The 22,816-nt window shown below is 48.9% G+C and carries 22 protein-coding genes, 1 tRNA gene and 2 pseudogenes; 11 read left to right on the top strand and 14 right to left on the bottom strand.

Annotated elements, in window-relative coordinates; translation table 11 throughout:
- Window positions 1-13: 13 nt before the first annotated feature.
- Complete coding sequence (locus BLT98_RS10020; RefSeq protein WP_034785857.1) at window positions 14-1,300, top strand: Glu/Leu/Phe/Val family dehydrogenase; 1,287 nt, start codon at window positions 14-16, stop codon at window positions 1,298-1,300.
- A 176-nt stretch (window positions 1,301-1,476) separates the two neighbouring features.
- Here the strand turns inward: BLT98_RS10020 and galE are convergent, their stop codons facing one another.
- The 6 genes from galE to BLT98_RS09995 form a co-directional block, all read right to left on the bottom strand.
- Window positions 1,477-2,496, bottom strand: coding sequence for a UDP-glucose 4-epimerase GalE (gene galE, locus BLT98_RS10015; RefSeq protein ID WP_092607352.1), 1,020 nt, complete (start codon window positions 2,494-2,496; stop codon window positions 1,477-1,479).
- A 149-nt stretch (window positions 2,497-2,645) separates the two neighbouring features.
- Window positions 2,646-3,326 (bottom strand): tRNA (guanosine(46)-N7)-methyltransferase TrmB, encoded by a 681-nt coding sequence (gene trmB / locus BLT98_RS10010; protein ID WP_070254694.1) that lies wholly within the window; start codon window positions 3,324-3,326, stop codon window positions 2,646-2,648.
- A gap of 92 nt (window positions 3,327-3,418) precedes the next feature.
- A tRNA-Gly gene (locus tag BLT98_RS10005) sits at window positions 3,419-3,492 on the bottom strand.
- Between the two features lie 192 nt (window positions 3,493-3,684).
- Window positions 3,685-4,437 carry a hypothetical protein gene (locus BLT98_RS28745; protein WP_139179199.1) on the bottom strand — a complete coding sequence of 251 codons (753 nt, stop codon included), beginning with the start codon at window positions 4,435-4,437 and terminating at the stop codon, window positions 3,685-3,687.
- Window positions 4,421-5,434 (bottom strand): acyltransferase family protein, encoded by a 1,014-nt coding sequence (locus BLT98_RS10000; protein ID WP_092607349.1) that lies wholly within the window; start codon window positions 5,432-5,434, stop codon window positions 4,421-4,423. Before BLT98_RS10000 ends, BLT98_RS28745 begins: the two co-directional genes overlap by 17 nt.
- Window positions 5,435-5,449: 15 nt before the next feature.
- Window positions 5,450-6,514 carry a sialate O-acetylesterase gene (locus BLT98_RS09995; RefSeq protein WP_139179196.1) on the bottom strand — a complete coding sequence of 355 codons (1,065 nt, stop codon included), beginning with the start codon at window positions 6,512-6,514 and terminating at the stop codon, window positions 5,450-5,452.
- Window positions 6,515-6,746: 232 nt separating this feature from the next.
- On the opposite strand from BLT98_RS09995, the gene BLT98_RS28740 reads away from it, so the two are divergent.
- From BLT98_RS28740 to rfbD, 10 genes and pseudogenes are all read left to right on the top strand, one after another.
- The gene (locus BLT98_RS28740) at window positions 6,747-7,103 is read left to right on the top strand and encodes a hypothetical protein (RefSeq protein WP_139179193.1); all 357 of its coding nucleotides are present in this window, start codon (window positions 6,747-6,749) and stop codon (window positions 7,101-7,103) included.
- Between the two features lie 63 nt (window positions 7,104-7,166).
- A complete protein-coding gene (locus tag BLT98_RS29160; protein ID WP_170846353.1) occupies window positions 7,167-7,406 on the top strand; it encodes a hypothetical protein in 240 nt (79 codons plus the stop codon).
- 301 nt (window positions 7,407-7,707) lie between these two features.
- Window positions 7,708-8,064, top strand: a complete 357-nt coding sequence (locus tag BLT98_RS09990) for a diacylglycerol kinase (RefSeq protein ID WP_070254697.1) — start codon at window positions 7,708-7,710, stop codon at window positions 8,062-8,064.
- Between the two features lie 246 nt (window positions 8,065-8,310).
- Window positions 8,311-8,394: pseudogene (locus BLT98_RS29485) on the top strand (sugar phosphate nucleotidyltransferase); the annotation flags it as partial.
- A 55-nt stretch (window positions 8,395-8,449) separates the two neighbouring features.
- Window positions 8,450-8,658: pseudogene (locus BLT98_RS09980) on the top strand (cupin domain-containing protein); the annotation flags it as partial.
- Between the two features lie 77 nt (window positions 8,659-8,735).
- Window positions 8,736-10,199: an undecaprenyl-phosphate galactose phosphotransferase WbaP gene (gene wbaP / locus BLT98_RS09975; RefSeq protein ID WP_092607343.1), complete on the top strand. Its 1,464-nt coding sequence runs from the start codon at window positions 8,736-8,738 to the stop codon at window positions 10,197-10,199.
- Window positions 10,200-10,307: 108 nt separating this feature from the next.
- Window positions 10,308-11,387: a dTDP-glucose 4,6-dehydratase gene (gene rfbB / locus BLT98_RS09970; RefSeq protein WP_092608590.1), complete on the top strand. Its 1,080-nt coding sequence runs from the start codon at window positions 10,308-10,310 to the stop codon at window positions 11,385-11,387.
- Window positions 11,387-12,280: a glucose-1-phosphate thymidylyltransferase RfbA gene (gene rfbA, locus BLT98_RS09965; protein ID WP_092607339.1), complete on the top strand. Its 894-nt coding sequence runs from the start codon at window positions 11,387-11,389 to the stop codon at window positions 12,278-12,280. Before rfbB ends, rfbA begins: the two co-directional genes overlap by 1 nt.
- A 24-nt stretch (window positions 12,281-12,304) precedes the next feature.
- Window positions 12,305-12,850: a dTDP-4-dehydrorhamnose 3,5-epimerase gene (gene rfbC / locus BLT98_RS09960; protein ID WP_034745785.1), complete on the top strand. Its 546-nt coding sequence runs from the start codon at window positions 12,305-12,307 to the stop codon at window positions 12,848-12,850.
- A gap of 41 nt (window positions 12,851-12,891) precedes the next feature.
- Entirely contained in the window at window positions 12,892-13,764 is an 873-nt protein-coding gene (gene rfbD / locus BLT98_RS09955; protein ID WP_092607336.1) for a dTDP-4-dehydrorhamnose reductase, read from the top strand.
- A gap of 100 nt (window positions 13,765-13,864) precedes the next feature.
- On the opposite strand, the gene hldE is transcribed toward rfbD, so the two are convergent.
- From hldE to BLT98_RS09925, 8 genes are all read right to left on the bottom strand, one after another.
- A complete protein-coding gene (gene hldE / locus BLT98_RS09950; protein ID WP_092607333.1) occupies window positions 13,865-15,307 on the bottom strand; it encodes a bifunctional D-glycero-beta-D-manno-heptose-7-phosphate kinase/D-glycero-beta-D-manno-heptose 1-phosphate adenylyltransferase HldE in 1,443 nt (480 codons plus the stop codon).
- Between the two features lie 15 nt (window positions 15,308-15,322).
- A complete protein-coding gene (locus tag BLT98_RS09945) occupies window positions 15,323-15,904 on the bottom strand; it encodes an SIS domain-containing protein (RefSeq protein ID WP_092607330.1) in 582 nt (193 codons plus the stop codon).
- Between the two features lie 262 nt (window positions 15,905-16,166).
- Window positions 16,167-17,180, bottom strand: coding sequence for a glycosyltransferase family 9 protein (locus tag BLT98_RS09940; RefSeq protein ID WP_170846351.1), 1,014 nt, complete (start codon window positions 17,178-17,180; stop codon window positions 16,167-16,169).
- A gap of 62 nt (window positions 17,181-17,242) precedes the next feature.
- Window positions 17,243-18,256, bottom strand: coding sequence for a WaaS/CpsH family glycosyltransferase (locus tag BLT98_RS28735; protein ID WP_139144112.1), 1,014 nt, complete (start codon window positions 18,254-18,256; stop codon window positions 17,243-17,245).
- The gene (locus BLT98_RS09935; protein ID WP_071653650.1) at window positions 18,237-19,298 is read right to left on the bottom strand and encodes an acyltransferase family protein; all 1,062 of its coding nucleotides are present in this window, start codon (window positions 19,296-19,298) and stop codon (window positions 18,237-18,239) included. The genes BLT98_RS28735 and BLT98_RS09935 overlap by 20 nt, the downstream gene beginning before the upstream one ends.
- Before the next feature lie 73 nt (window positions 19,299-19,371).
- On the bottom strand, window positions 19,372-20,697 hold the full coding sequence (locus tag BLT98_RS28730; protein ID WP_139179187.1) for a hypothetical protein: 1,326 nt from the start codon (window positions 20,695-20,697) through the stop codon (window positions 19,372-19,374).
- Between the two features lie 54 nt (window positions 20,698-20,751).
- Window positions 20,752-21,633, bottom strand: a complete 882-nt coding sequence (locus tag BLT98_RS09930) for a glycosyltransferase family 2 protein (protein ID WP_092607324.1) — start codon at window positions 21,631-21,633, stop codon at window positions 20,752-20,754.
- Complete coding sequence (locus tag BLT98_RS09925) at window positions 21,630-22,763, bottom strand: NAD-dependent epimerase/dehydratase family protein (RefSeq protein WP_070254703.1); 1,134 nt, start codon at window positions 22,761-22,763, stop codon at window positions 21,630-21,632. Before BLT98_RS09925 ends, BLT98_RS09930 begins: the two co-directional genes overlap by 4 nt.
- Between the last annotated feature and the right edge of the window lie 53 nt (window positions 22,764-22,816).

Here is a 22,816-nt window from a genome sequence, read left to right as displayed (position 1 = left end):
GAGCTTATCAAGCATGACCAGCAAGCACGCACTTCCTTCCTACCTGAATCCTGAAGACCTTGGCCCATGGGGCGTCTACCTCGAGCAGATCGACCGCGTTACGCCGTACCTGGGCAACCTGTCGCGCTGGGTGGAAACGCTGAAGCGTCCAAAGCGCATCCTGACGGTCGACGTGCCTATCGAGCGCGATGACGGCACCATTGCCCACTACGAAGGCTACCGCGTGCAGCACAATCTGTCGCGCGGTCCGGGCAAGGGCGGCGTGCGCTTCCACCAGGATGTGACCCTGTCGGAAGTGATGGCCCTGTCGGCCTGGATGACGGTCAAGAATGCAGCGGTCAACGTGCCATACGGCGGCGCCAAGGGCGGTATCCGTGTCGATCCGAAGACCCTGTCGCGCAACGAACTGCAACGCCTGACCCGCCGCTACACGAGCGAGATCAGCATGATCATCGGCCCCAACAAGGATATCCCGGCGCCGGACGTCAACACGAATGAACAAGTCATGGCGTGGATGATGGACAGCTACGCCATGATCGGCGGCAATATGTCGACCGGCGTGGTGACGGGCAAGCCAATCTCGCTGGGCGGCAGCCTGGGCCGCCGCGATGCGACGGGCCGCGGCGTGTTCGTCGTCGGTTGCGATGCGGCCGCCAAGGTCGGCATGTCGCTCGAAGGCGCGAAAGTCATCGTGCAAGGTTTCGGCAACGTGGGCGGCGTCGCTGCACGCATGTTCGCTGAAGCTGGCTCGAAAGTGGTCGCGGTACAAGACCACAAGACCACCGTCGTGCACGCTGGCGGCTTGAACATCCCGCAACTGCTGGCACACGTGGCCGAAGTGGGCAGCGTCGAAGGCTTCCCGGGCGCCGAGGCATTCGTGCCACGCGAAGATTTCTGGGGCATCGATTGCGACATCCTGATCCCGGCCGCGCTGGAACAGCAGATCACGGCCGAACGCGCACAAGTCATCCGCGCCAAGATCATCCTGGAAGGCGCCAACGGCCCGACCCTGCCGGCAGCGGACGACATCCTGACCGACCGCGGCGTGCTGATCGTGCCGGACGTACTGGCCAATGCCGGCGGCGTGACCGTCAGCTACTTCGAGTGGGCACAGAACTTCTCGAGCTTCTTCTGGACGGAAGAAGAAATCAACAGCCGCCTGACCCGCATCATGCGCGAAGCGTTCGACGCGGTATGGCAAGTGTCGCAAGAGAAGAAAGTGTCGATGCGTACCGCCACCTTCATCCTGGCATGCACGCGTGTTCTCCAGGCTCGTGAAGTGCGCGGCCTGTATCCTTAATGGCTGCCTGAGAAAATGCCTGGGGCGTTGTTGCTTCGCCTCGCCGTACTAGCGTACTGTCTTCGGCTTTGCGCCTAGCCCCAGACATTTTTCAGGCGCCATTGGGTTGTTGGCACTTTTAAAAAATCCCGCCACACTGTTGTGTGAGCGGGATTTTTTGTATCTGCCGGGCTTGTTTACGCCGCGTAGCCTTGCGGGTTCTGGTGCTGCCAGCGCCAGTGGTCGCGGCACATGTCGTCGATATTTTTCTGCGCCTGCCAGCCCAGCAATTCTTTCGCCTTGTCGGCCGAGGCGTAGCAACTGGCGATGTCGCCGGGGCGGCGCGGCACGATGTCGTACGGGACTTGGCGACCGCTGGCCGCTTCGAAGGCGCGCACGGTATCGAGCACGCTGTAGCCGTGGCCCGTGCCCAGGTTGACAGTAAAGCCGCCCTCGGTGGAAAACAGGCGGTTCAGCGCGGCCACATGGCCCAGCGCCAGGTCGACCACGTGGATGTAGTCGCGCACACCCGTGCCATCCGGCGTATCGTAGTCGTTGCCGAACACGGCCAGGCGCTCCCGGCGGCCCACGGCTACCTGGGCGATGAAGGGCATCAGGTTGTTCGGAATGCCGGCTGGATCTTCGCCGATCAAGCCGCTGGCATGCGCGCCGACCGGATTGAAATAGCGCAGCACGCCGACTTGCCATTGTGCATCGGCATGCACGAGATCGGCCAGGATCTGCTCGACCATCAGTTTCGAGCGGCCGTAGGGGTTGGTCACGGACAGGCGCGACGCTTCCAGGATCGGCAAGGCTTCCGGGTCGCCATACACGGTGGCCGACGAGCTGAATACAAAACGCTTCACATTCGCCGCCGCCAGCACTTCCAGCAGGGCCACGGTGCCCGTTACATTGTTGTCCATATACATCAGGGGCTGCGCCACGGATTCGCCCACGGCCTTCAAGCCCGCGAAATGGATCACGGCATCGATGGCGTGTTCGCGCAGGACGGCGGCCATGGCCGCGCGGTCGCGCACGTCTGCTTCATAGAAGGGCACGCTTTTGCCGGAGATGCGCTCCACGCGCGCCATCGCTTCGCGCGCGCTATTGCACAAATTATCCACTGCAACGACATCAAAGCCGGCAGCCAGCAATTCGACACAGGTATGCGAACCGATGAAACCGGATGCGCCGGTCACGAGTATTTTCTTGGACATAATATCAATCAATGCAAAAAAGATAAGACTACCGTAATTCGCCCACCTTGCCTAGCCAGCGCACGATAGCGCGCGCATTAAAAAAGCCTGCGGCGTCGCCGCGGCAGGCTTGTTCTCGTGCAAACGGCACAGCTGGGCAAACCGCCAGGTTATTTCTTGATGAACACCAGATCCCACACGCCATGGCCCAGCTTCAAGCCACGGTTTTCAAACTTGGTCAGGGGACGATACGCCGGTTGCGGCGCATAGCCGTCGGCGCTATTGTGCAACTGCGGCTCGGCGCCCAGCACTTCCAGCATTTGCACCGCGTAATCTTCCCAATCGGTGGCGCAATGCAGATAGCCGCCCGGCGCCAGGCGATCGGTCAATTGCTTGACGAATGGAGACTGGATCAGGCGGCGCTTGTTGTGGCGCGCCTTGTGCCATGGATCAGGGAAGAAAACGTGGATACCGGCCAGCGAATTGGCCGGAATCATGTGCGTCAGCACTTCCACCGCATCGTGCTGCAGCAGGCGCAGATTCGTCAGCGATTCTTCGCCGATCAGCTTCAACAGGCTGCCGACACCGGGCGTATGCACTTCAACACCGATGAAATCCTTCTCCGGCATGGCTTTGGCGATATGCGCGGTCGTCGCGCCCATGCCAAAACCGATTTCCAGGATCACGGGCGCCTTACGGCCAAACACCTGCTCGAAGTCCATCGGTTCTTTGGCGAAAGGCACGAGGAACTGCGGCCCCAGAGTCTCGAGCGCGCGCGCCTGCGCGACAGACAGCCGTCCCGCGCGGGTCACGAAACTGCGGATGCGGTGTTCGGTCGGATCGTACATCATCGGCCGCGCCGGGCCGTTTGCTGGGGTATCAGAAGACATGGGAATGGAGAAATAAGTGGCCGCGCCGCATCAAGCCAGGCGCCAGCGAAAAATGGAGCGGGTGAAGGGAATCGAACCCTCGTCGTAAGCTTGGGAAGCTTCTGCTCTACCATTGAGCTACACCCGCGAAGCCTGCATTTTACGCGGCTTTCACCCCGGTTGGCAACGTTGCGGTCCGTGGCGATGAGGGGAAATGAAATGGGCATTTTCGCCGAACTGCGATCCAGATCGCAGTTCCCTTACAATTTTTCCCATTGACAGTACTCTGCATATAATGAGATGCAAAAAAATACCGGTACATAGTTAAATCAACAAGATATCACTTGAAATAATAGAGTAAGGATTCCCTCTGATATTTTTCGCTATCAATGTCAGCTTTTTTCATCGCTGCGTACCAAAGTTTTGCCATTTCTTTTTGCCCAAGATCATTGACGCTGCATTGATCCGTACGATACTCTCCGGCAAGCGTACCAATGTCAGGACCAGGGAAACGATTAATTAAAGGTTCTTGCCGTATGGAGATTGTAGGATCACCAGCGGCTCGATGACAATGGGCACTCAGCCCAATAACCCATTTCTCCACTTTTGCACTCAGGCTTATCGATTTAACTGTGCCCTGAACTTCACGGCTGTAATTGGCGTTCGGATTATTTTCCATCAACGCTCCTTGCCATAAAGCAAAATCGAATTTTATTTTTTTAGAATTTGCCAAATCAATCGCAGACTTTAATTTTTTAGACGCCTCGTCATCCATTAAATTTTCATCTGATCCTGTCGCATTGACCAGCATAAAAACAACCCGATTTACCATACCCGTTTTAAGTATTTCTTCTCCCAATGGAAGAATATTTCCCATATTTTCACAAGTAGCTTTGGCAGATTTCATTCCGGCGGGAATCTCGTTCCCGCCTTCATCGATTTCATATATCCCCTCAACCTCGTTAAAATATTTCCCCTCACACACTGCAGAAGCATTTTCCTGGACTGCGAGTATATACATATCGCGAGCATGCGTGAATGTTGAGCAAAGCATCAAGAGTGCCGCAGTAAATGACTTAGCAACCGATAACATAGCGACTCCATTTTTTTAATATCTTCTTGAGCACAAAAACGACGGCTATAGAAACAACAACAACAACACCAACTTCAGCGAAAAATCTCAAAACCTGGTTACCAAAATCAATATCTCTTGCTCCTCTGCGAAATATGGCTTCCATGATTCCGTGGATGAAGAACAACCCGAAGCTTATCTTAGCAAAATATCCAAGAGTATTATTTTTATGCTCCATGAAACGCTCAAAGAGAAGGAAAATTGCGATCAGCAACGCCAGCTTACCCGCCATAATATAGTTAAAGGTTCCAAGACCGCTAAAGAAACTTGGTGGCAAACTTTTAAATCCAGGAAACAAAATACCCAACACCACAAAAACAACCAAAGAAATTGCAATAATTTTTCCCTTGGTTGAATTTTTCCATCCATCAATAACAAAGGCATCTTTTGCAGCAATGATACCCAATAAGTAAACCCCAAGAAAATGCAAAAAAGACAGAAACGGATTGGTATTGTGTGTTGTTCGCGAGGAAAACATGGAAAAAATCAAAGCGCAGGCAGTAAGAACGTAGATAAGTTTCGTCTTTGATAAAATTCTAAAAATTGGTGTCATCAGGAAGAAAAGTACAATCATGGGTATAAACCACATAGGAGCGACGGCAATACCTCCCGAGAGCAATGACCAAAGCACAAATTTTATCGGTGTCAAACCGTAGAGTATGTGTTGCGAAGAGTATATCCAGAATGCTATTGGAAGAATCGATAGAATCAAATATGGCAATACAACATACATAGCCTTCTTTGACAAATAATTCATATAATTGAATTTATTTACCTCAAGATAATAAAATAAATATCCAGAAATGAAAACAAACCAATTTGTCGCATCAGCGAAAATATAATAATAGAAATCCCCAAACCTCCCCATCTGCTGAATCGAAGCGATATGAGAAAACATTACAAAAATAATTGCGACACCCCGAAAATTCTCCAAGGAATATCTGAACTTCGAATTCATTTTAAATCCAATCTTCTATCTAGGAACAGCACTTACTGATTCAAGCCACATCGATGCCATTTTCTCCTGCCCCTTCTGGTTCAAATGGCAAGTATCATATCTATATTCATTACCTAATAAATTAGTATTAGGTCCTGGATAGCGATTCAGTTGTGGAGCATTACCAACTAAAATTTGGGCAGACTCAATACCGCTATCATATGTGCCAGAGCAACGAGAATGAACAGCAATCAGCCAGCGCTTGATTTTTACTTTACTGTTTACGTAGTCCAATACCGAGCGCAGACGCTCGGCATATACGGTCTTGTCCGTACCGGCGTTTGATGAGCCTTGATGCCAAAATGCAAAGTCAAAACTTAACCCTTGTGCTTGCATTAAAGTAATGGCATTTGTTAACTTGCCAAACGCGGCACCACCTACCTGCCAGTCTTCCACCCTACTTCCAGCCACCCCGATTGGCATAAATACCACCTTTCGAGCAATACCTGCTTCAATCAATTTTTTTCCAAGAGGCATCCACATCGCCCCCTTGCCGCAATCTGCCCATTCAAACGGATCGCGTGCAGCCTTCAGTGATCCATCTTTACCTATTTGAAATACGTTATCGACAGCACCATAAACATATTCGTTGCAATTCGACGATATCGATTGTCCGATGATCAAAATTTTCATCTCTTCCAATGGCACATTTACTATCGGCGTAATAGGAGCGATGGGGGCAGGGTTGCCTGCTCCGCCACCACCACATGCCGTCAATATTAAAGCGGAGAAGAAAACAATAAAAATCTTCATAAATTTAGTTATCTCACAAGAATTTATTGCGATAGCGCGCAATATTATATAGGTTGAACAACATATCTGCTTTTCCTGCAGAACTAGTAGAGATATGGCCACTACTTGCCTAGCCTCCTGCGCGCCCCGTTCCCGTTGCAGCATCATAAGTCCGGCATAGCTGCCAGACTGGCAGGTACACATCAAAACAATCACTTCTGCCGACGTACATAGAAAAATGCAGCATTTCACACGAACGGCGTGGCTATGGGTCAGATTGCCATCACATATATGGGGATGCGGCCACACGGCCGAGATTCCAGACGGCAAGCAAGCGGCCCCTTCGCATGTAAGTGAGAGACAGGCACACTTCTTGATCAAACATCCTTCCGTCCACTACTGTTTTGTAAACATTGTTACTAGACACGCCTCGTCAGCGACTCTTCCGGGCTACGCTCTGCTTGCTCTTATTCGCTGATGAAATCTGCAGCAGCTGCTTGCTCTTGCCGGCCCCCCGCCACGTCCGAACGAAATCATCCTCTTGATTGCCCAACTGAGCAGCTTCTTTGTTCGAAAAATGATGGGGAGTGTGGCGTCAAGGCAACTTGGTGCGAATTGTGGATCGCGTTATAACCACAACCATGACCTAGAGGTAGTACGCGAGGAAGGCGGTAGAATTGTGTACAGCGCAACAATTTTACGCCGCATGGCAAGGACTTGGCAACTTTTGAAGCAACAAGTCAATACCCCAGTTAGCCAGGGCATCCATGCACAAAAAGCATCGATTCTGTTTACGCAGAACAACGCCATGAGAACTAAGAGGAAAAAAAGCTTTAATATTGGTCTAAAATACAGTGAATTCTCGGCACCGCAGACTGTACTGCGCAGACTGCCATGAAAAATGTTGTTACAATCATGTGACAGTCTAGCATTTCCGCTGTTCAACCTAAAAGGGTATCTCATGAAGAAAATTCTGATCGCTTCTGCAATCCTGTGCTTCGCTTCCGCGCAAGCAATGGCTCAATCGACACCGGCTCCTGCACCAGCAGCAGCAGCACCAGCAGCTGGCGCCGCTGCAGGCACCACCGTTGCTGGCCTGAGCGTCAGCACCATGATCGCAATCGGCGCAGCAGTTGCCGTTGTGGCCGGTGCAGCAAGCTCGGATTCGACCACCGCGCACACCACCCCAACCCACCATTAATACCTGGCTGCCCAGGCAGCGACAGGTAGGCCCATCCTGCAGCTTGATGTAGAGCCGAAAGGTGAAGGCCTGGTACCGCAATAGTTGACATACTCAAATATGTCAACTATTGCAATAAAAGCCCTTTTCATTTGAAAACGGGCTTTTTTACTTTTTATCAAACATCAAAAAGATTGGCACCAGTCTTTCTGCTGTGGACGAATGATGTCATATCGTATGGTCATGCCTGCGATCCTCATCTATTCATTGAGAGATCCGCCTTTATGTCAGTCAAATATCCCGCGCCATTGCTTCAGTTGCCATGAAGAACCAGCCCTTCTTCAAGCGCATGGGATTTGCCCTACAAGGCATAGGCGCGGCCTTCCGCATGGAATCGAGCTTCCGCCTGCAGTGTCTGGCTGCCCTGATGGTGCTCGCCGTACTCTGTTGGTACCAACCGCCCTTGATGTGGTGGGCCCTGCTATTGCTCAATTGCGGCCTGGTCCTGGCTGCGGAATTGTTCAACACCGCACTGGAGCATCTGATTGATCATCTCCACCCATCCCTACATCCCAGCATCAAGATTGCCAAGGACTGCGCTGCAGGTGCAGTGTTGCTCCTCAGCATGACGGCCATATGCGTGTTTGTTGCTTTTTTGCTTGAAAACGTTGTGCGCTAGTAAGAATACAGGGGCGGCAAACTACAATACAAGACGAACGAAAGTGCGTGCCCAATAGAGTCGAGAGAAAATACAAAGATTCTTGTAATTTATTAAAATACTGCCCCTGCTTACAATATTGACTTTTTTTCCAGCACGTATGTCCACCTCCCTACATAAGAGTACGGCAAGCCGGATGAGCCTCAAGATATGCCAACTGACCAATTATTCGACACCGTCCAATATTATATTTACATTGATGCATAAATGACTACTCCCCTCGTACCAGTGATTCTTTGCGGAGGTTCCGGCACACGCTTATGGCCGCTTTCACGCGAGGTGTTCCCAAAGCAGTTTCTGCGCTTGTCCACTCAAGGCAGCATGCTGCAACAAACGCTGCAGCGCCTGGATCGTGGTCGCGGGCACGGTCCAGATCACCAATGGCGACAAGGAATATTTGCTGACCGAAAACCAGTCCACCTATATCCCGCTCGGCGTCGTCCATTCTCTGGCCAACCCGGGCAGGCTACCGCTGGGATTGATTGAAATTCAATCGGGTAGCTACCTTGGGAAGACGATATTGTCCGCGTTGAAGACCGCTACGGGCGCGCTTGACCGAGCAGATACGTCATCCCCACACATGCGGCACCGCAAGAATTCACACTGAAGTTTATAAGGTTTAGCAAGTCATCATGAAACCAATCGAAGGCATCTTTATACAAGAAGTAAAATGGTATTGCAGCAGTAGGGCAGAAAAATATTTTCTCACCTTTGCCGATGCCGTTGCCATGTTCATGGCATTCTGGTTTGCTGGCAAGTGGACGCTCGATGCCAGCCACTTGAACAGCTTCGGACTGGATAGCTCGCGCCTGCTCAGTTACACCCTGCTCTCCGTGGTAACCCTGGCGATCTTCAAGCTGAAGGGCCATCATGCCAAACGCCGTCCGTACTCGAATGAAATCAAGGAACTACTGAAGATTGCCATGGTTATGGGCCTGATTGATGCGGCCCTGGTCTTCCTCGACAAGCGCGACTCTTCGCGCGAGGCACTGTTGGCCACCTGGCTGCTGGTGCCATGCTGTGTCTTGCTGCTGCGCGGCATGGTCAAATACCTGCTGATGAAAGCCGGCGGCTGGATACGCCCCATGGTCATCATCGGATGGGGTGAGAATGCCTTGCAAACCGCGCGCGCCTTCGATGAAGAAGCCTTGATGGGCTATCGCCTGATTGCGTTCCTGATACCGGAAGGCCAAGACCGCCTGGAACATCATTATGTAAACCGCAGCAAGCAAGCGGTGCCCTTCATTTCGCTGGGCGAGAACCCGGAGCAAACGCTCAAGCTGCTGGGCAACCCGCATACGGTTGTCGCCCTGGAGCAAGGCGGCATCGATGCCTATCAGGGCATGATCCAGCAAGTCAGCCGTTGCGTTGCCAATATGCAAGTGGTACCTGCCGTACGCGGCTTGCCCCTGTACGGTATGGAGGTGAACCATTTCTTTGCACATGAAGTGCTGCTGCTGACCATGCGCAACAACCTGGCGCGGCCAGGCTTGCAACTGATTAAGCGCTGCTTTGATCTGGCGGCCTCGATATGCGTGCTGATCGTCGGCGCCCCCGTTTTGCTGTGGATTGCGGCCAAGGTCATGGCATCGGGCCGTCCCATCTTCTACGGCCACAAACGCGTGGGCCAGAATGGCAAGCATTTTCTCTGCTACAAGTTCCGCACCATGGCCGTGAACGCCGATGTCTTGCTCAAGGAGCTACTCGAGCGCGATCCTGAAGCCCGCGCCGAATGGGACCGTGATTTCAAACTGAAGAATGACCCGCGCATCACCTCGATCGGCCACTTTCTGCGCCGCACCAGCCTTGATGAATTGCCGCAGCTATGGAATGTGCTGAAAGGCGAAATGAGCCTGGTCGGGCCGCGCCCGGTTGTCGATGCGGAACTGGAACGTTATGGCCCCCAGGTAGACTATTACCTGGAAGCGAAACCCGGGGTCACGGGCCTATGGCAAGTCAGCGGCAGGAACGACGTCAGCTATGATACGCGCGTTTATCTGGACGCCTGGTATGTCAAGAACTGGTCTTTGTTCAATGACATTGTCATACTACTGAAAACGGTTAAAGTTATTTTCAAGAAAGATGGCGCATATTAGTAACGTTATTAAGATAATAGTTGCATTTAAGAATATTTAATTGCCCTCGCGCTCAAGACAATTTATCGAGGGGGCATTGTGGCAATGTTCCAGAAAAAGGATAACAGCATGATTTTAGTGACTGGCGGCGCCGGCTTCATCGGTTCCAATTTTGTACGCGACTGGCTGGCGCTCAACGATGAGCCCGTGATCAATTTTGACAAACTGACCTATGCTGGCAATCTCAGCAATCTGGCCAGCCTGGAGCAAGACCCCCGGCATATCTTTGTACGCGGCGATATTTGCGACACCGCCCACATCTCCCGCCTGCTGGCAGAACACCAGCCACGCGCCATCGTGCATTTTGCCGCAGAGAGTCATGTCGATCGTTCGATCCATAGCCCCGGCGAATTCATTTCGACCAACGTCAACGGTACCTTCAGCCTGCTCGAAGCGGCGCGCGCTTACTGGTCTGGCCTGACAGGCGAAGCCAAGGACGGCTTCCGCTTCCTGCACGTCTCGACCGACGAGGTGTATGGCACCCTGGGACCGAATGACCCGCCATTCACGGAAACAACGCCATATGCGCCCAACAGCCCCTACTCGGCATCGAAAGCGGCATCCGATCATCTGGTGCGCGCCTATTTCCATACCTACGGCATGCCGGTGCTCACCACCAACTGCTCGAACAACTATGGCTCCTTCCATTTCCCGGAAAAACTGATTCCGCTCATCATCAGCAATGCCCGTGCCGGCAAAGCCTTGCCTATCTATGGCGATGGCATGCAAGTGCGCGACTGGCTGTACGTGGGCGACCATTGCTCGGCAATCCGCCGCGTGCTGGAAGCGGGACGCCTGGGCGAGGTTTATAACGTTGGCGGTTGGAATGAAATGGCCAACCTGGAAGTCGTGCACACCCTGTGCGACATCCTCGATACGCTCGATCCCAAGGCATCCGGCAGCTATCGCGAACAAATCACCTACGTACAGGATCGCCCAGGCCATGACCGCCGCTACGCCATTGATGCGCGCAAGATCGAGCGCGAACTGGGTTGGAAGCCGGCCGAAACCTTCGCTACCGGCATCCGCAAGACCGTCCAGTGGTACCTGGACAACCAGGCCTGGGTACGCGATGTCCAGTCGGGCGACTACCTGAAGTGGGTAGAGAAAAACTACGCTGCACGCGACACGGCCCAGGAGCAGCAATAATGACGACAACCATCGAACGCAAGGGCATCATCCTGGCCGGCGGTTCCGGCACGCGCCTGTATCCCGTCACCATGGCCGTATCGAAGCAGTTGCTGCCCGTGTATGACAAGCCGATGATTTACTATCCGCTGACCACCCTGATGCTGGCCGGCATACGCGACATCCTGATCATTTCCACCCCACAAGATACACCGCGCTTCCAGGAGTTACTGGGCGATGGCAGCCAGTGGGGTATCAGCCTGACCTATGCCGTTCAGCCCAGCCCGGATGGCCTGGCGCAGGCGTTCATCATCGGCAAAGAGTTTGTCGGCGATGCACCATCGGCGCTGATTCTGGGCGACAACATCTATTACGGTCACGACTTTGAATCGCAGTTACGCGAAGCCTCGGCACGCACCAGCGGCTCGACCGTGTTCGCCTATCACGTGCACGATCCGGAACGCTATGGCGTGGTCGATTTCGATGACCAGCGCCGTGCTGTCAGCATCGAGGAAAAACCACTCAAGCCAAAATCGAACTACGCCGTCACGGGCCTGTACTTCTACGATAGTCAAGTGTGTGGAATTGCCGCAGGTATCGCCCCCTCAGCACGCGGCGAACTGGAAATCACCGATGTGAATCGGGTTTATCTGGAGCGCGGTGAACTCAATGTGGAATTGATGGGACGTGGCATGGCCTGGCTCGACACCGGCACGCATGAGTCCCTGCTGGAAGCTGGCCAATTCATCGCCACCATCGAAAATCGCCAAGGCTTGAAAGTTGCCTGCCCAGAAGAAATCGCCTACCGCAAGGGGTATATTGATGCAGCCAAGCTGGAGCAACTGGCGCAGCCATTGAAAAAAAACGCCTATGGCCAGTATCTGCTGCGTCTCCTCGAAGAAAAAATATACTAAAGCCTGAACGGCTCATTTCATACCATGCAAATTCAAACGACAGCAATACCTGATGTTCTGATCATCGAACCAACCGTATTTGGCGATGATCGCGGTTTTTTCTATGAAAGCTTTAATCAAAAGCGCTTCGCCGAGCTGACTGGCGTCACGCGCGATTTCGTGCAGGACAACCATTCCAAGTCGGCAAAGGGTGTGTTGCGCGGCCTGCACTACCAGATCCAGCAAGCGCAAGGAAAACTCGTGCGCGTCACCGCTGGCGAAGTGTTCGACGTTGCCGTCGATTTGCGCAAAAGCTCCGCAACTTTCGGTCATTGGGTCGGCGTTACCCTGTCGGCTGCGAATAAGCGCCAACTGTGGGTTCCCGAAGGGTTTGCGCATGGCTTCGTGGTGACTAGCGACCATGCCGAGTTTCTCTACAAGACAACAGACTACTGGGCGCCGGAGTTTGAGCGCAGCATCCTGTGGAATGATCCGGCGATCGGCATCGACTGGCCTCTGGATGGCGAACCGCTGCTGTCTGGTAAAGACAAAGTGGGCACGCTGCTGGCGAACGCCGACGTCTTCGCCTGATCCTTATCGACCAATCTGTCCAACTGGAATCAATCTACCTCATGAGCCGCATTTTAATCACAGGAAAAACCGGCCAGGTCGGCTACGAACTGGAACGCAGCCTGCAGGGCTTGGGCGAGATCATCGCCGTTGACCGCAGTCAAATGGATCTTGCTGACCTGGACCAGGTGCGCGATGTCATCCGCCGCGTCAAGCCGACCCTGATCGTCAACCCGGCAGCTTATACAGCGGTCGACAAGGCCGAAAGCGAGCCGGAACTGGCCTTGCGCATCAATGGTGAAGCACCCGGTGTCATGGCAGAGGAAGCCAAGAAACTGGGCGCTGCAATGATCCATTACAGCACCGACTACGTTTTTGATGGTAGCAAGGATGGCGCGTATGTCGAAACCGATCCGACCTGCCCGGTCAATGTCTACGGCAGCAGCAAACTGGCTGGCGAACAAGCCATCCAGGCGGCCGGTATCCCTCATCTGATCCTGCGCACCAGCTGGGTCTATAGCACGCACGGCAAGAATTTCTTGCTGACCATGCGCCGCCTGGCGCAAGAACGTGAAGAGCTAGGCATCGTTTCCGATCAATACGGCGCGCCAACATGGAGCCGCACCATTGCCGACACCACTGCGCATATCGTGGCGCAAAGCTTGGCTGCAGCGGACCAACGGACATGGTGGGATGAACGCTCAGGTTTGTATCATTTGACGGCACAGGGAAAAACTAGCTGGTTTGGCTTTACTGAGGCAATCATGGCACATCCTTCCGTCGTTAAAAAGCCAAAGCTCAAACCAATACTGGCGCAAGATTACCCGGTACCCGCCAAACGGCCGTCAAACTCCGTCCTGTCGTCACAGCGCTTGATCGATACTTTCTGCAATTTGCCACAATGGCAAACCGCATTGAAACTCTGCCAGGAATGAATTTATTCAAGCCCTGTTAATATTTAAAAAAGCTGCCATACACGAATAGTGTACGGCAGCTTTTTTTATTCATATCAGACCGGAAGACAGTCAAGACATACTACTTTTTTGAGCGCTCGATAATCTTGGAGGTTGAATACCCATCGTGAAAGTCAAGTGCAATTACCTGCCCCCCCGCTTTTGTCACGGCATCATAACCGACAATTTCCTCAACCTCATAGTCGCCCCCCTTCACCAGGACATCCGGCAACAACTTCTTAATCAATCTATCAGGCGTATCTTCAGAAAACTCGACAACCCAATCAACGCTTTTCAAAGCTCCCAGCACGTGCATCCGGTCCGTACCTGCATTGATAGGGCGCGTACTCCCTTTCAATCTTTTGACAGATTCATCTGAATTTACTGCCACAATCAGTAAATCTCCAAGGCGCCTTGCAGCCTCAAGATAACGCGTATGTCCGACATGAAGAATATCGAAGCAACCGTTGGTAAACACGATACGCTTTCCACCAGCCTTGGCTTCGTTGATACGCACCAGTAAAGCATCCTCGGATAAAATGGGCGTTTCCATCCCTCCCACTCCATATAGGACGCGTTCCAATTCCATCGATGTGATAGGGACTGTGCCAAATTTTCCAACGACCACTCCTGCTGCCATATTACCTAGCCGGCACGACGTCACGAGGTCCTTACCACTTGCCAAAGCGGCTCCCAGTGTAGCGATCACAGTATCGCCCGCACCGGTTACATCAAAAACCTCACGCGCCTCTGTTGGCAAGTGTACAGGTTCGGCCTGCGGCTGTAACAAGGTCATGCCATGTTCACTACGGGTCACCAGCAGAGCGTCCAGTTCCAATTCTTCGCGCAGTCTGTTTCCTTTCCGGACCATCTCAGCCTCGTCGGAACAAACGCCAACAACGGCCTCAAACTCCGCCATGTTAGGCGTAATCAAAGTCGCACCGGCATACTGGGTATAGTCCGTTCCTTTCGGATCAACGATGACTGGTTTCCCCATTCGCCGCGCTTCCTTGATCATCGGTGCAATGAAAGCCAGTGTCCCCTTGCCATAATCCGATAATATGACCGTATCTACAGACTTCAGTACTGCACAGAACTTCTGATATAAAACCTCGCGGTCAAAGGCATGCTCGGCATGCATCGATGATTCGAAATCCAGCCTGATCAACTGCTGATTACGCGAAACTACACGTAATTTCGTGATTGTAGGACTGGCGGGAGCCTCGACAAAGTCCACGCGCACACCGTAGCGCTCCATTGATGTCTTTAGTAATGCAGCGGCTTCGTCTTTCCCAACAACACCTAACAAAGTAACCTGCGCTCCCAAAGAAGCAACGTTTACTGCTACGTTGGCGGCCCCCCCCGGACGCTGGTCATCTTTGCTAATATTAACTACTGGTACCGGCGCCTCCGGAGAAATACGAGCGGTAGCACCAGACCAATAGCGATCCAGCATGACATCGCCGATCACAAGTACCCGTGCACGCGCTAACTCAAGACCAAGGTTTGAATCTTTAGAAAACATATACTTTCCGCCTAATCAAGACAATCCCAGCTTTTTCTCTACTAATTCAATGATTATATGAAGCATTTTGATATGTAATTCCTGTACGCGATCAGCAAATTGTCCTGCTGGAGTACATAAACTGACATCAGCCAATTCATCCAAAGGGCTGCCAGGGCGCCCCGTCAGACCGATCACGGTAACGCCATTTTCCTGTGCGCTTTTCACAGCGTTCAAGACCGATCGACTAGTTCCACTGGTACTAATCGCAATAAGGCAATCGCCTGGCCTTCCATGGGCTTCCACAAAACGCGAAAAAACAAAATCATAGCCAAAATCATTCGCCACACAAGTAATATGAGCTGGATCACTGATTGATAGTGCAGACAATGCCTTACGATCCTTCCGAAAGCGACCGGATAACTCCTCCGCGAAATGAATGGCATCACACATGGACCCACCATTACCACATGCAATGGCTTTGCCGTTCTTGCGCAATGAGTCCGCTATAATTTCCGCTGAGCGATCAATATTTAATAAAACGCCTTCATTTTTTATCAAATTATCCAGGCCAGCCTTTGCTTCGAGCAGCGAATTTCTAATAACATCAATACTCATATATTTCTTTCATGAACGCAAAATATGCGATACCTAAAATTTAAAAATCTCAGTAATTTCCAAAAAACTGACTAGAAAATATGCAGACATACCACGACAGCTTAGATAAAATCCTGCAGTCTTCCGGTAAATATAACCTCGCACTGCAAGGCGGGCGACGCGGACTTTTCTCGGCCAACATTTCTTGTGTGCCATAGCGCCGCACACTCTGCGCGGCCTCCAGCAAGATCACCAAAATACATCATCATTGGAAAAAGATAATTTAGTCAGTTGCTACCTTAACAATTTCCGCGACCTCGTCAGGTCTGACAGAGCGAATACAGATGAATTCCCCCAACGTTCCCTCACATTTTGGTACATTATTACAGGGATAATGTACACAGCCACCAGAGCGAGCAATCAACTGCGTGCTGGGAGGTGTCCAGACAGCAGGATTACTACCGGCATTAATTAATATCGTGCGTATCCCTTGCCGCTGCCCCATATGTATACCAAAACTGTCCAAGCCTATTAATAAGTCCAACTCCTTCACCTTGCTGGTAAATTCAGAGAGCGAGCGCGTGTACACTTCAACCTGTGACAGGACAGGAGCAAATATCCGCTCCAGCGCTTGCCGTTCAACACCCGCACCAAAAACAGTCAAGCGATGGCCATCACGTATCAAATCTTGCGCCAATGCGAGCCAATCCTGTTCAGGCCATAGGCGACAGCGTTGTGACGCAAAGGGATGCATCCCGATCTTCAACTTTTCATTCAGAGAGGGCCTTATCTTTGACAGAATGCTTTTTTCTTTTCCAGAAGATAGGAAATCCAGCATTAGCCCATAAGAAGAATATATATTGTCACAATTCTCCGGCACTACAAAGACAGGCTTACCTCTCCCAAAAGGATTACGAATGATCAAATTAAATGGATGATTCTCAGCCCAGCCTATATGTTTATGCTTAGATGCACTGATCAACCATGCAAAAGACCGCTCCCGAAAATCGCCAATCAGATCCATGGTGACACTTGGGTTCAATACGCGAATTTTCCATGCAGCCTTTAAAAATCCGAGTGCATTTTTCCAGCCAAAATCTTTAGTCGTCCCAACTGGAAATTGAGAACAAATAATTTTGCAATTAGGAATATCATTAAATAAAAATGCGACTTGGGGACGTACCCAGGCAATGTAATTTTCTGCGTAGTGACTATCTACCAATTTTCTCAAAAAAGCACTCTGGATGACAGCATCACCCAAATTACGTGCAACAATTAAACAAGCAAGTTTTTCCATTTTCATCAGAATAAAGTGTATGCAGGCAGCAGTAGCAGCGATACCGATCAATTACTTAAAAATCACGCAACAGCAGTTCCTAATTTTTCAAATGGAAAAATTTCATCCAGCCAACCATCCAAGCTATATTTTTGATTAATGGATCCAGGCAACTCACAGAATTCAGACATAATAAAACTTTCCGGGATAAAAATATTATCCCGATCAATTACCAGTATGTTTTCTGGCCTATAAATGTCCGTTTTTGCGGAAAATGAATTTGTTGTAATAATTTTCTTTTTTGCGCCAACCGCTTCCAGTGTACGCATAGTTAATCCAGCCTGAATTGGACGCTCAATATCTATAATTACCTTACTACGCGCAAGAAGCGATTTCAAATCGGCCTTCCCAACTGGTTCGAATGTAAACTCTCTTTTTTTTGCCATCCAAAAAGATGGTTGAAATAAACGACGTCCCCAATAAATTAATTTCGACGGAAAATAAAGTATTTTCTTAAAAGACGCGTTACGAGGAAAATGATTACTCAGTTTTTTCAAAACTTGATAACGATCTGAGTGGATTGTTCCGAAAAAGAAAAAATCAATATCCTCATCCACCTTCGGCAACTTAGCATACTCATCCAGGTAGAAAAGCGCACGATATTCAAGCCGCCCATCATTTTCAACATCAACAGGATCAAATGACAATGCCCTGTCAAATAAGGCAACCTTATCATAACTATCACTTGACATATTTTTGTAACTATCCCAAAAATATAGAGTGAAATGTGCATGCGGCAACGCTTCACGCATGCGTCGGATTGCCGAGAGGGAAAGAGATTGCCCTTTAATAACCAGGACATGAGTGATTGGATGTTGCTTTGCCTGCTGAAAAATCGAATCGAAATAACGATCTGCTTTATCACGTTGCAGCAGTGGTGAAATCCGGTTAAGGATTTTTGTCATGGTGTCGCTGGCGGGACGGTCATCAAAACGCAAGGCGCCTACCCCACGTTTGGCAAGGCCATGCTGAATTTCTTTAGCATATCCAAAAAATTCAGGAGCTATCAGTAAAAAATTAATTGGCAACTGAGACATTTTTCTTCTTACTTAGGCTGTTGTTATTAATAGGTTTCACTTTCCGATGACTCAAGAAAGGCTTTTCGATAAAATTCCACGAAATTATTGCCATCATCAATACAAGGAACACGCCTATCACTATCGCAATAAACGGATGAAATGCAAATAATCCAAAAAATATTAGTGACTGGACAATTGGCGCATGATAAAGATAGATGCCAAATGAAAAATCTCCATGTTTGCCAACGTTAAGCACATGCGGCAAACTCAGAGCAGCCCATGTAACAAACAAGGTTACCCCGATCGGAGCAATTAATTCAAAAAACCAACCAGTGGCAAAAATATAAGAAATTATTCCAGCGGCTGCCCATTTCCAAGAAAGCTGAAAGCCATCGCGTGTTTTATAATAACACCAGGCACCGCCACAAAAAAATACCATCTGGCCTGGCAACTGTTTGGCCATCTTAAAGTAAAACTCAGCATCAGTTGCCATACCACGTAGATAGAAAAATTCTCGCCAAGCCAACGATAGCAAAAAAATCGTCACTAAAGTTCTCTGGTATCCCCATCGGCGACAACCAAAAACAATTAATGGAACACAAGCGTAAAAGAGCACTTCAATCTTAATTGTCCAAAGCGATACATTGATCGCACTTTCGAATTGGTGTAAAAAAACACCAGGTAAGGATGGAGCGCTAAAATTGGCAAAAATAAGGTTATAAAATATATACCGCCAAAAATCCTTATGTGAAAAGTATTCAGAAAAAGAATATTCGGAAATAATCGACAAAATAACGGCAGCAAACACTACGACGAAGATGTATGCTGGAGCAAGCCTAGAAATTCGCTTCCTCCAATATTCTTTCATTGATCTGGATTTTTCATAACTCATTGTTACGAGATAACCACTAACAACAAAGAACGCCTGTACCGCAAATAATGAAGATATATATTGAGTCATCCAGTAGAGATTAGGGTTCTGCGAAAGAATACCCATATGAAAAAACACTACCATACTGGCGAAAATCAACCTTAGAAGATCAAAATTATTTTTATACATAAGGTTTGTTAATTATCTATTTTTTCACGTAAAAATATAATTATTCAATAATCGAAAAATTAGACCGCTCTTTTCAAGCGACAATTCCCCTGGAAGTATTGTTAATTTCCCTATATTTTTTTCTCTCCGCTTGAGCGTGGCTTATGCAGCTAATGAAATAAATTATAAGTATCCACATTGGCGGAAAACTCAGATCCGCCCCTGCGACAGCCTTGGAAACGAGCATGGTAAAGAGAGCCCAACCGGATGCCTGCACAGCCGCGGACGTAGATTTTAGTCTGGCAGCATTGTTCGCCTGCACACCCATTTTCCACAGTACATAAGTGGTCAACAAGATTAAAAACATGCCTATAATGCCGACATTTGAGATCAAAAACGTAATAAAGCTTGATGGCCGATTACTACCCAGTCCGGCGCCAAAGTATGCTGTATTTTCCAATACCGTAAATGCATAAGCATCCGCTGCGAATCTGTGCAAAGATGATTCTGATTCGCCTTTATCAAATAAAATCATGCTTAGAATAACATCCGTGCCTGGCACAAACATGTAAAATATGGCAAAAAATAATGCACAACCAGAAATAATTATAAATATTCGTTTGTTGTGTGTACTTTTATTTTTCGAGAATATAGATACCACACTGTGGCATGCAAAAAATATAAGCATGCTCAGATAACCCGTTGAAGATGCTGACAATAATAGACCTAAAAGCGCAATACATAGTGCAGATCCCCAAGCCCACAAGCGCTTCGAGTTGTCTTCATTAAGCAAACGAATATATAACCACGAGGCAAAACTACCGACAAACATTGCATAAAAAGAAGGCTCGGTAAATGTCGAATTTATGCGTGGTAAAAATCCGAAAGTAGCATCCTGAGCAATACCATAACTGGTATTATTCAGCAGATAATCCCCTGGATATGGAATACCGGTCAATATGCTGATCAATTGATAAAACGAAAAAAATAGAACAATAATGGCGGAAATAACATATGCGCGTCCAATTATTTTAATTCTATTTTCAGATTTATTCGTCACTAAAAGAATTATGCTCAGCCAGTACAGCAATATAAAAACTGCCTGCGCTATATTTGAAGACGAAATTTGCAGTTTACCTGGTGATAAATACTGTTCGTCGATACCACCTTTCGGCACATACACATGTATTCCCTGAAAAACGAATGGAAAAACAAATGCCGACATCGCGGAAAATATTACAAACGCGGTAAACCAAAAAGTGAACCAATACCATTCTTTTGGTATTATCAAACCACGCGTGCGCCAATAAACCAACGCATACAGAACTACCGCTATTTGAGCGATGAAAAATGGTGATATGCCAAGCGACTCAATACCGGGAATTACCATACCTTGAAATACTGATAGTATGGTGATCAAATAAATTATACAGTTCAAATTTCCCTCGCCGCCTAAATAGTGTAGTTCCTGATTTTACAGCTTAAATCCGTCAACTACGCCTGAAATAAATGAGGGGCGTAATCTCTTTGAAAAAAATCGCCATTTCAAAGGACGCGTAATAATATAAAAAGCCAATGCGAAGATTTTCATAAAAGGAGAAAAATTTTTCCTGATAAAATAAATCCTGTTCCGTTCACAATAATAAGTAGAGAAAGGAGTAAGTCCTCCTCCAGTACTACTGCTTACCTTGTGCAGCACTAGGCCCTTGGCCCAATAGTAGGTACGGAAACCGAATTTATTGGCCCGCCAAATAAAATCTGCATCGTCGCTATATACAAAGTACTTCTCGTCCATGATACCAATAGCATCGAAAACCCGCTTATGAATCAGCATAAAACACGTCGGCGCATAGCCAATATATCCATCTTTATCATATTGACCGGTATCAACCTCACCTTCGCCTCGATGTACTACAGTACCTTTCAAGTTACTAAATGAACCGCCCGCACACCAAATCTTGCGTGAATCGTAGAAGTATATCTTTGGAACAATTAATTTCTCATTGGAATTATCGGCAAATTGCACCAGATTACCAAATAAATCCACATCATGAAATTCGATATCGTTATTTAAAAGAAGGACATAATCACATTCCATTTTTAAAGAAAGATTAATTCCTTGATTGTTCGCAGCTGCAACGCCAACATTTTTTTGATTTTTTATCAGCGTAACATTTTTCAAACCGTACTGTTCAATTAGCTCCTGAGATTTATTATAGGAAAAATCATTGAGACTGTTATCAAGTATGAATAGCCAATAATCTGAAAATTTTTGGGTCGACAAACTTTCGAAAAAGCCAGGAAGAACATCCTCGCTATTAAATAGAACTGTGACCAATCCAACCCGGGCTTTCATTTATACAAACCCCGTTTCTTCATTTCTTCAATGCTTGTCTCATAAGTATCAATCTGCACCTCTTGCATATTGACCCAATCAGTAAACTTCTTGATGCCTTGATCAAAACTAACCTTGGGCCGGAATCCCAGCAGGCGCTCAGCCTTACTTAGATCAGCATAATTATGGCGAATATCGCCTAAACGATATGCCCCGGTAACCTTAATAGGTACCTCATTTCCATAATGTTTTACCAGTGTGTTTGCTACCGTCAAGACATCTGTGGCAACGCCGGCGCCGATGCCAAATACCTCGCCATTTGCAGCATCTCGTGTCAGTGCTGCTGTCGTTGCTGCAACAATATCGTCAATAAAAACAAAATCCCGACTTTCCTTGCCATCCTCAAAAATATTGATACCGTTATTGTTCTTGATGCGCGTGGAAAAGATAGACAAAATGCCTGTATAAGGATTGCTCAGCGATTGACCAGGGCCATATACGTTCTGGTAACGCAATGCACTGGCGCCAATACCCAGCGAGTCGCACACTGTCATTACCATTTGTTCCTGGTTTTGCTTGGTAATACCATAGACTGACGAAGGATGAATTTTCGAATCCTCATCCGTGGCAAGCAAGGTCAGCACGTTGCCTGTTTTTGGACATAACGGTTCAAAACGACCGGCCTGCATATCAATATCTTTACGGGCACCGGGATAGATAATTCCCAAGGCTTCCGAATAGTATTTTCCTTCGCCATAAATCGAGCGGGAAGAAGCCACAACAACCTTTTTAACCTGATATTGACCGTTAGCCAGCAAGTCCAGCATGATGCCGGTGCCGCCGATATTAACGTCGACATAGCGCTTGATCTCATACATGGACTGGCCTGTACCGGTCTCAGCTGCCAAGTGCACGATGGCATCCTGACCGGGAAGAACAGCCTCCCAGGCAGCGACATCAGTGACCGAACCCAAAACAAAATTAGTGGTGTCCTTGATGCTCCGATACAAAGGCGAGGTTTCAGATGGATTATCGCCATGAATCTGGGGAGATAATATATCCAGAATTGTTACCTCATGCCCTATGCTTTTCAAGTGCAATGCCAAGTTGGACCCGATAAAACCAGCACCACCAGTAATCAAAATTTTCATAATATTTCCGTATACTATTTTTTAAATATATTTCTAACCACCCCTTGCATTTT

The organism is Janthinobacterium sp. YR213 (assembly GCF_900099875.1).
GTDB classification, from domain to species: Bacteria; Pseudomonadota; Gammaproteobacteria; order Burkholderiales; family Burkholderiaceae_D; genus Janthinobacterium; species Janthinobacterium lividum.
This window is presented reverse-complemented; position numbering and strand designations above follow the sequence as displayed.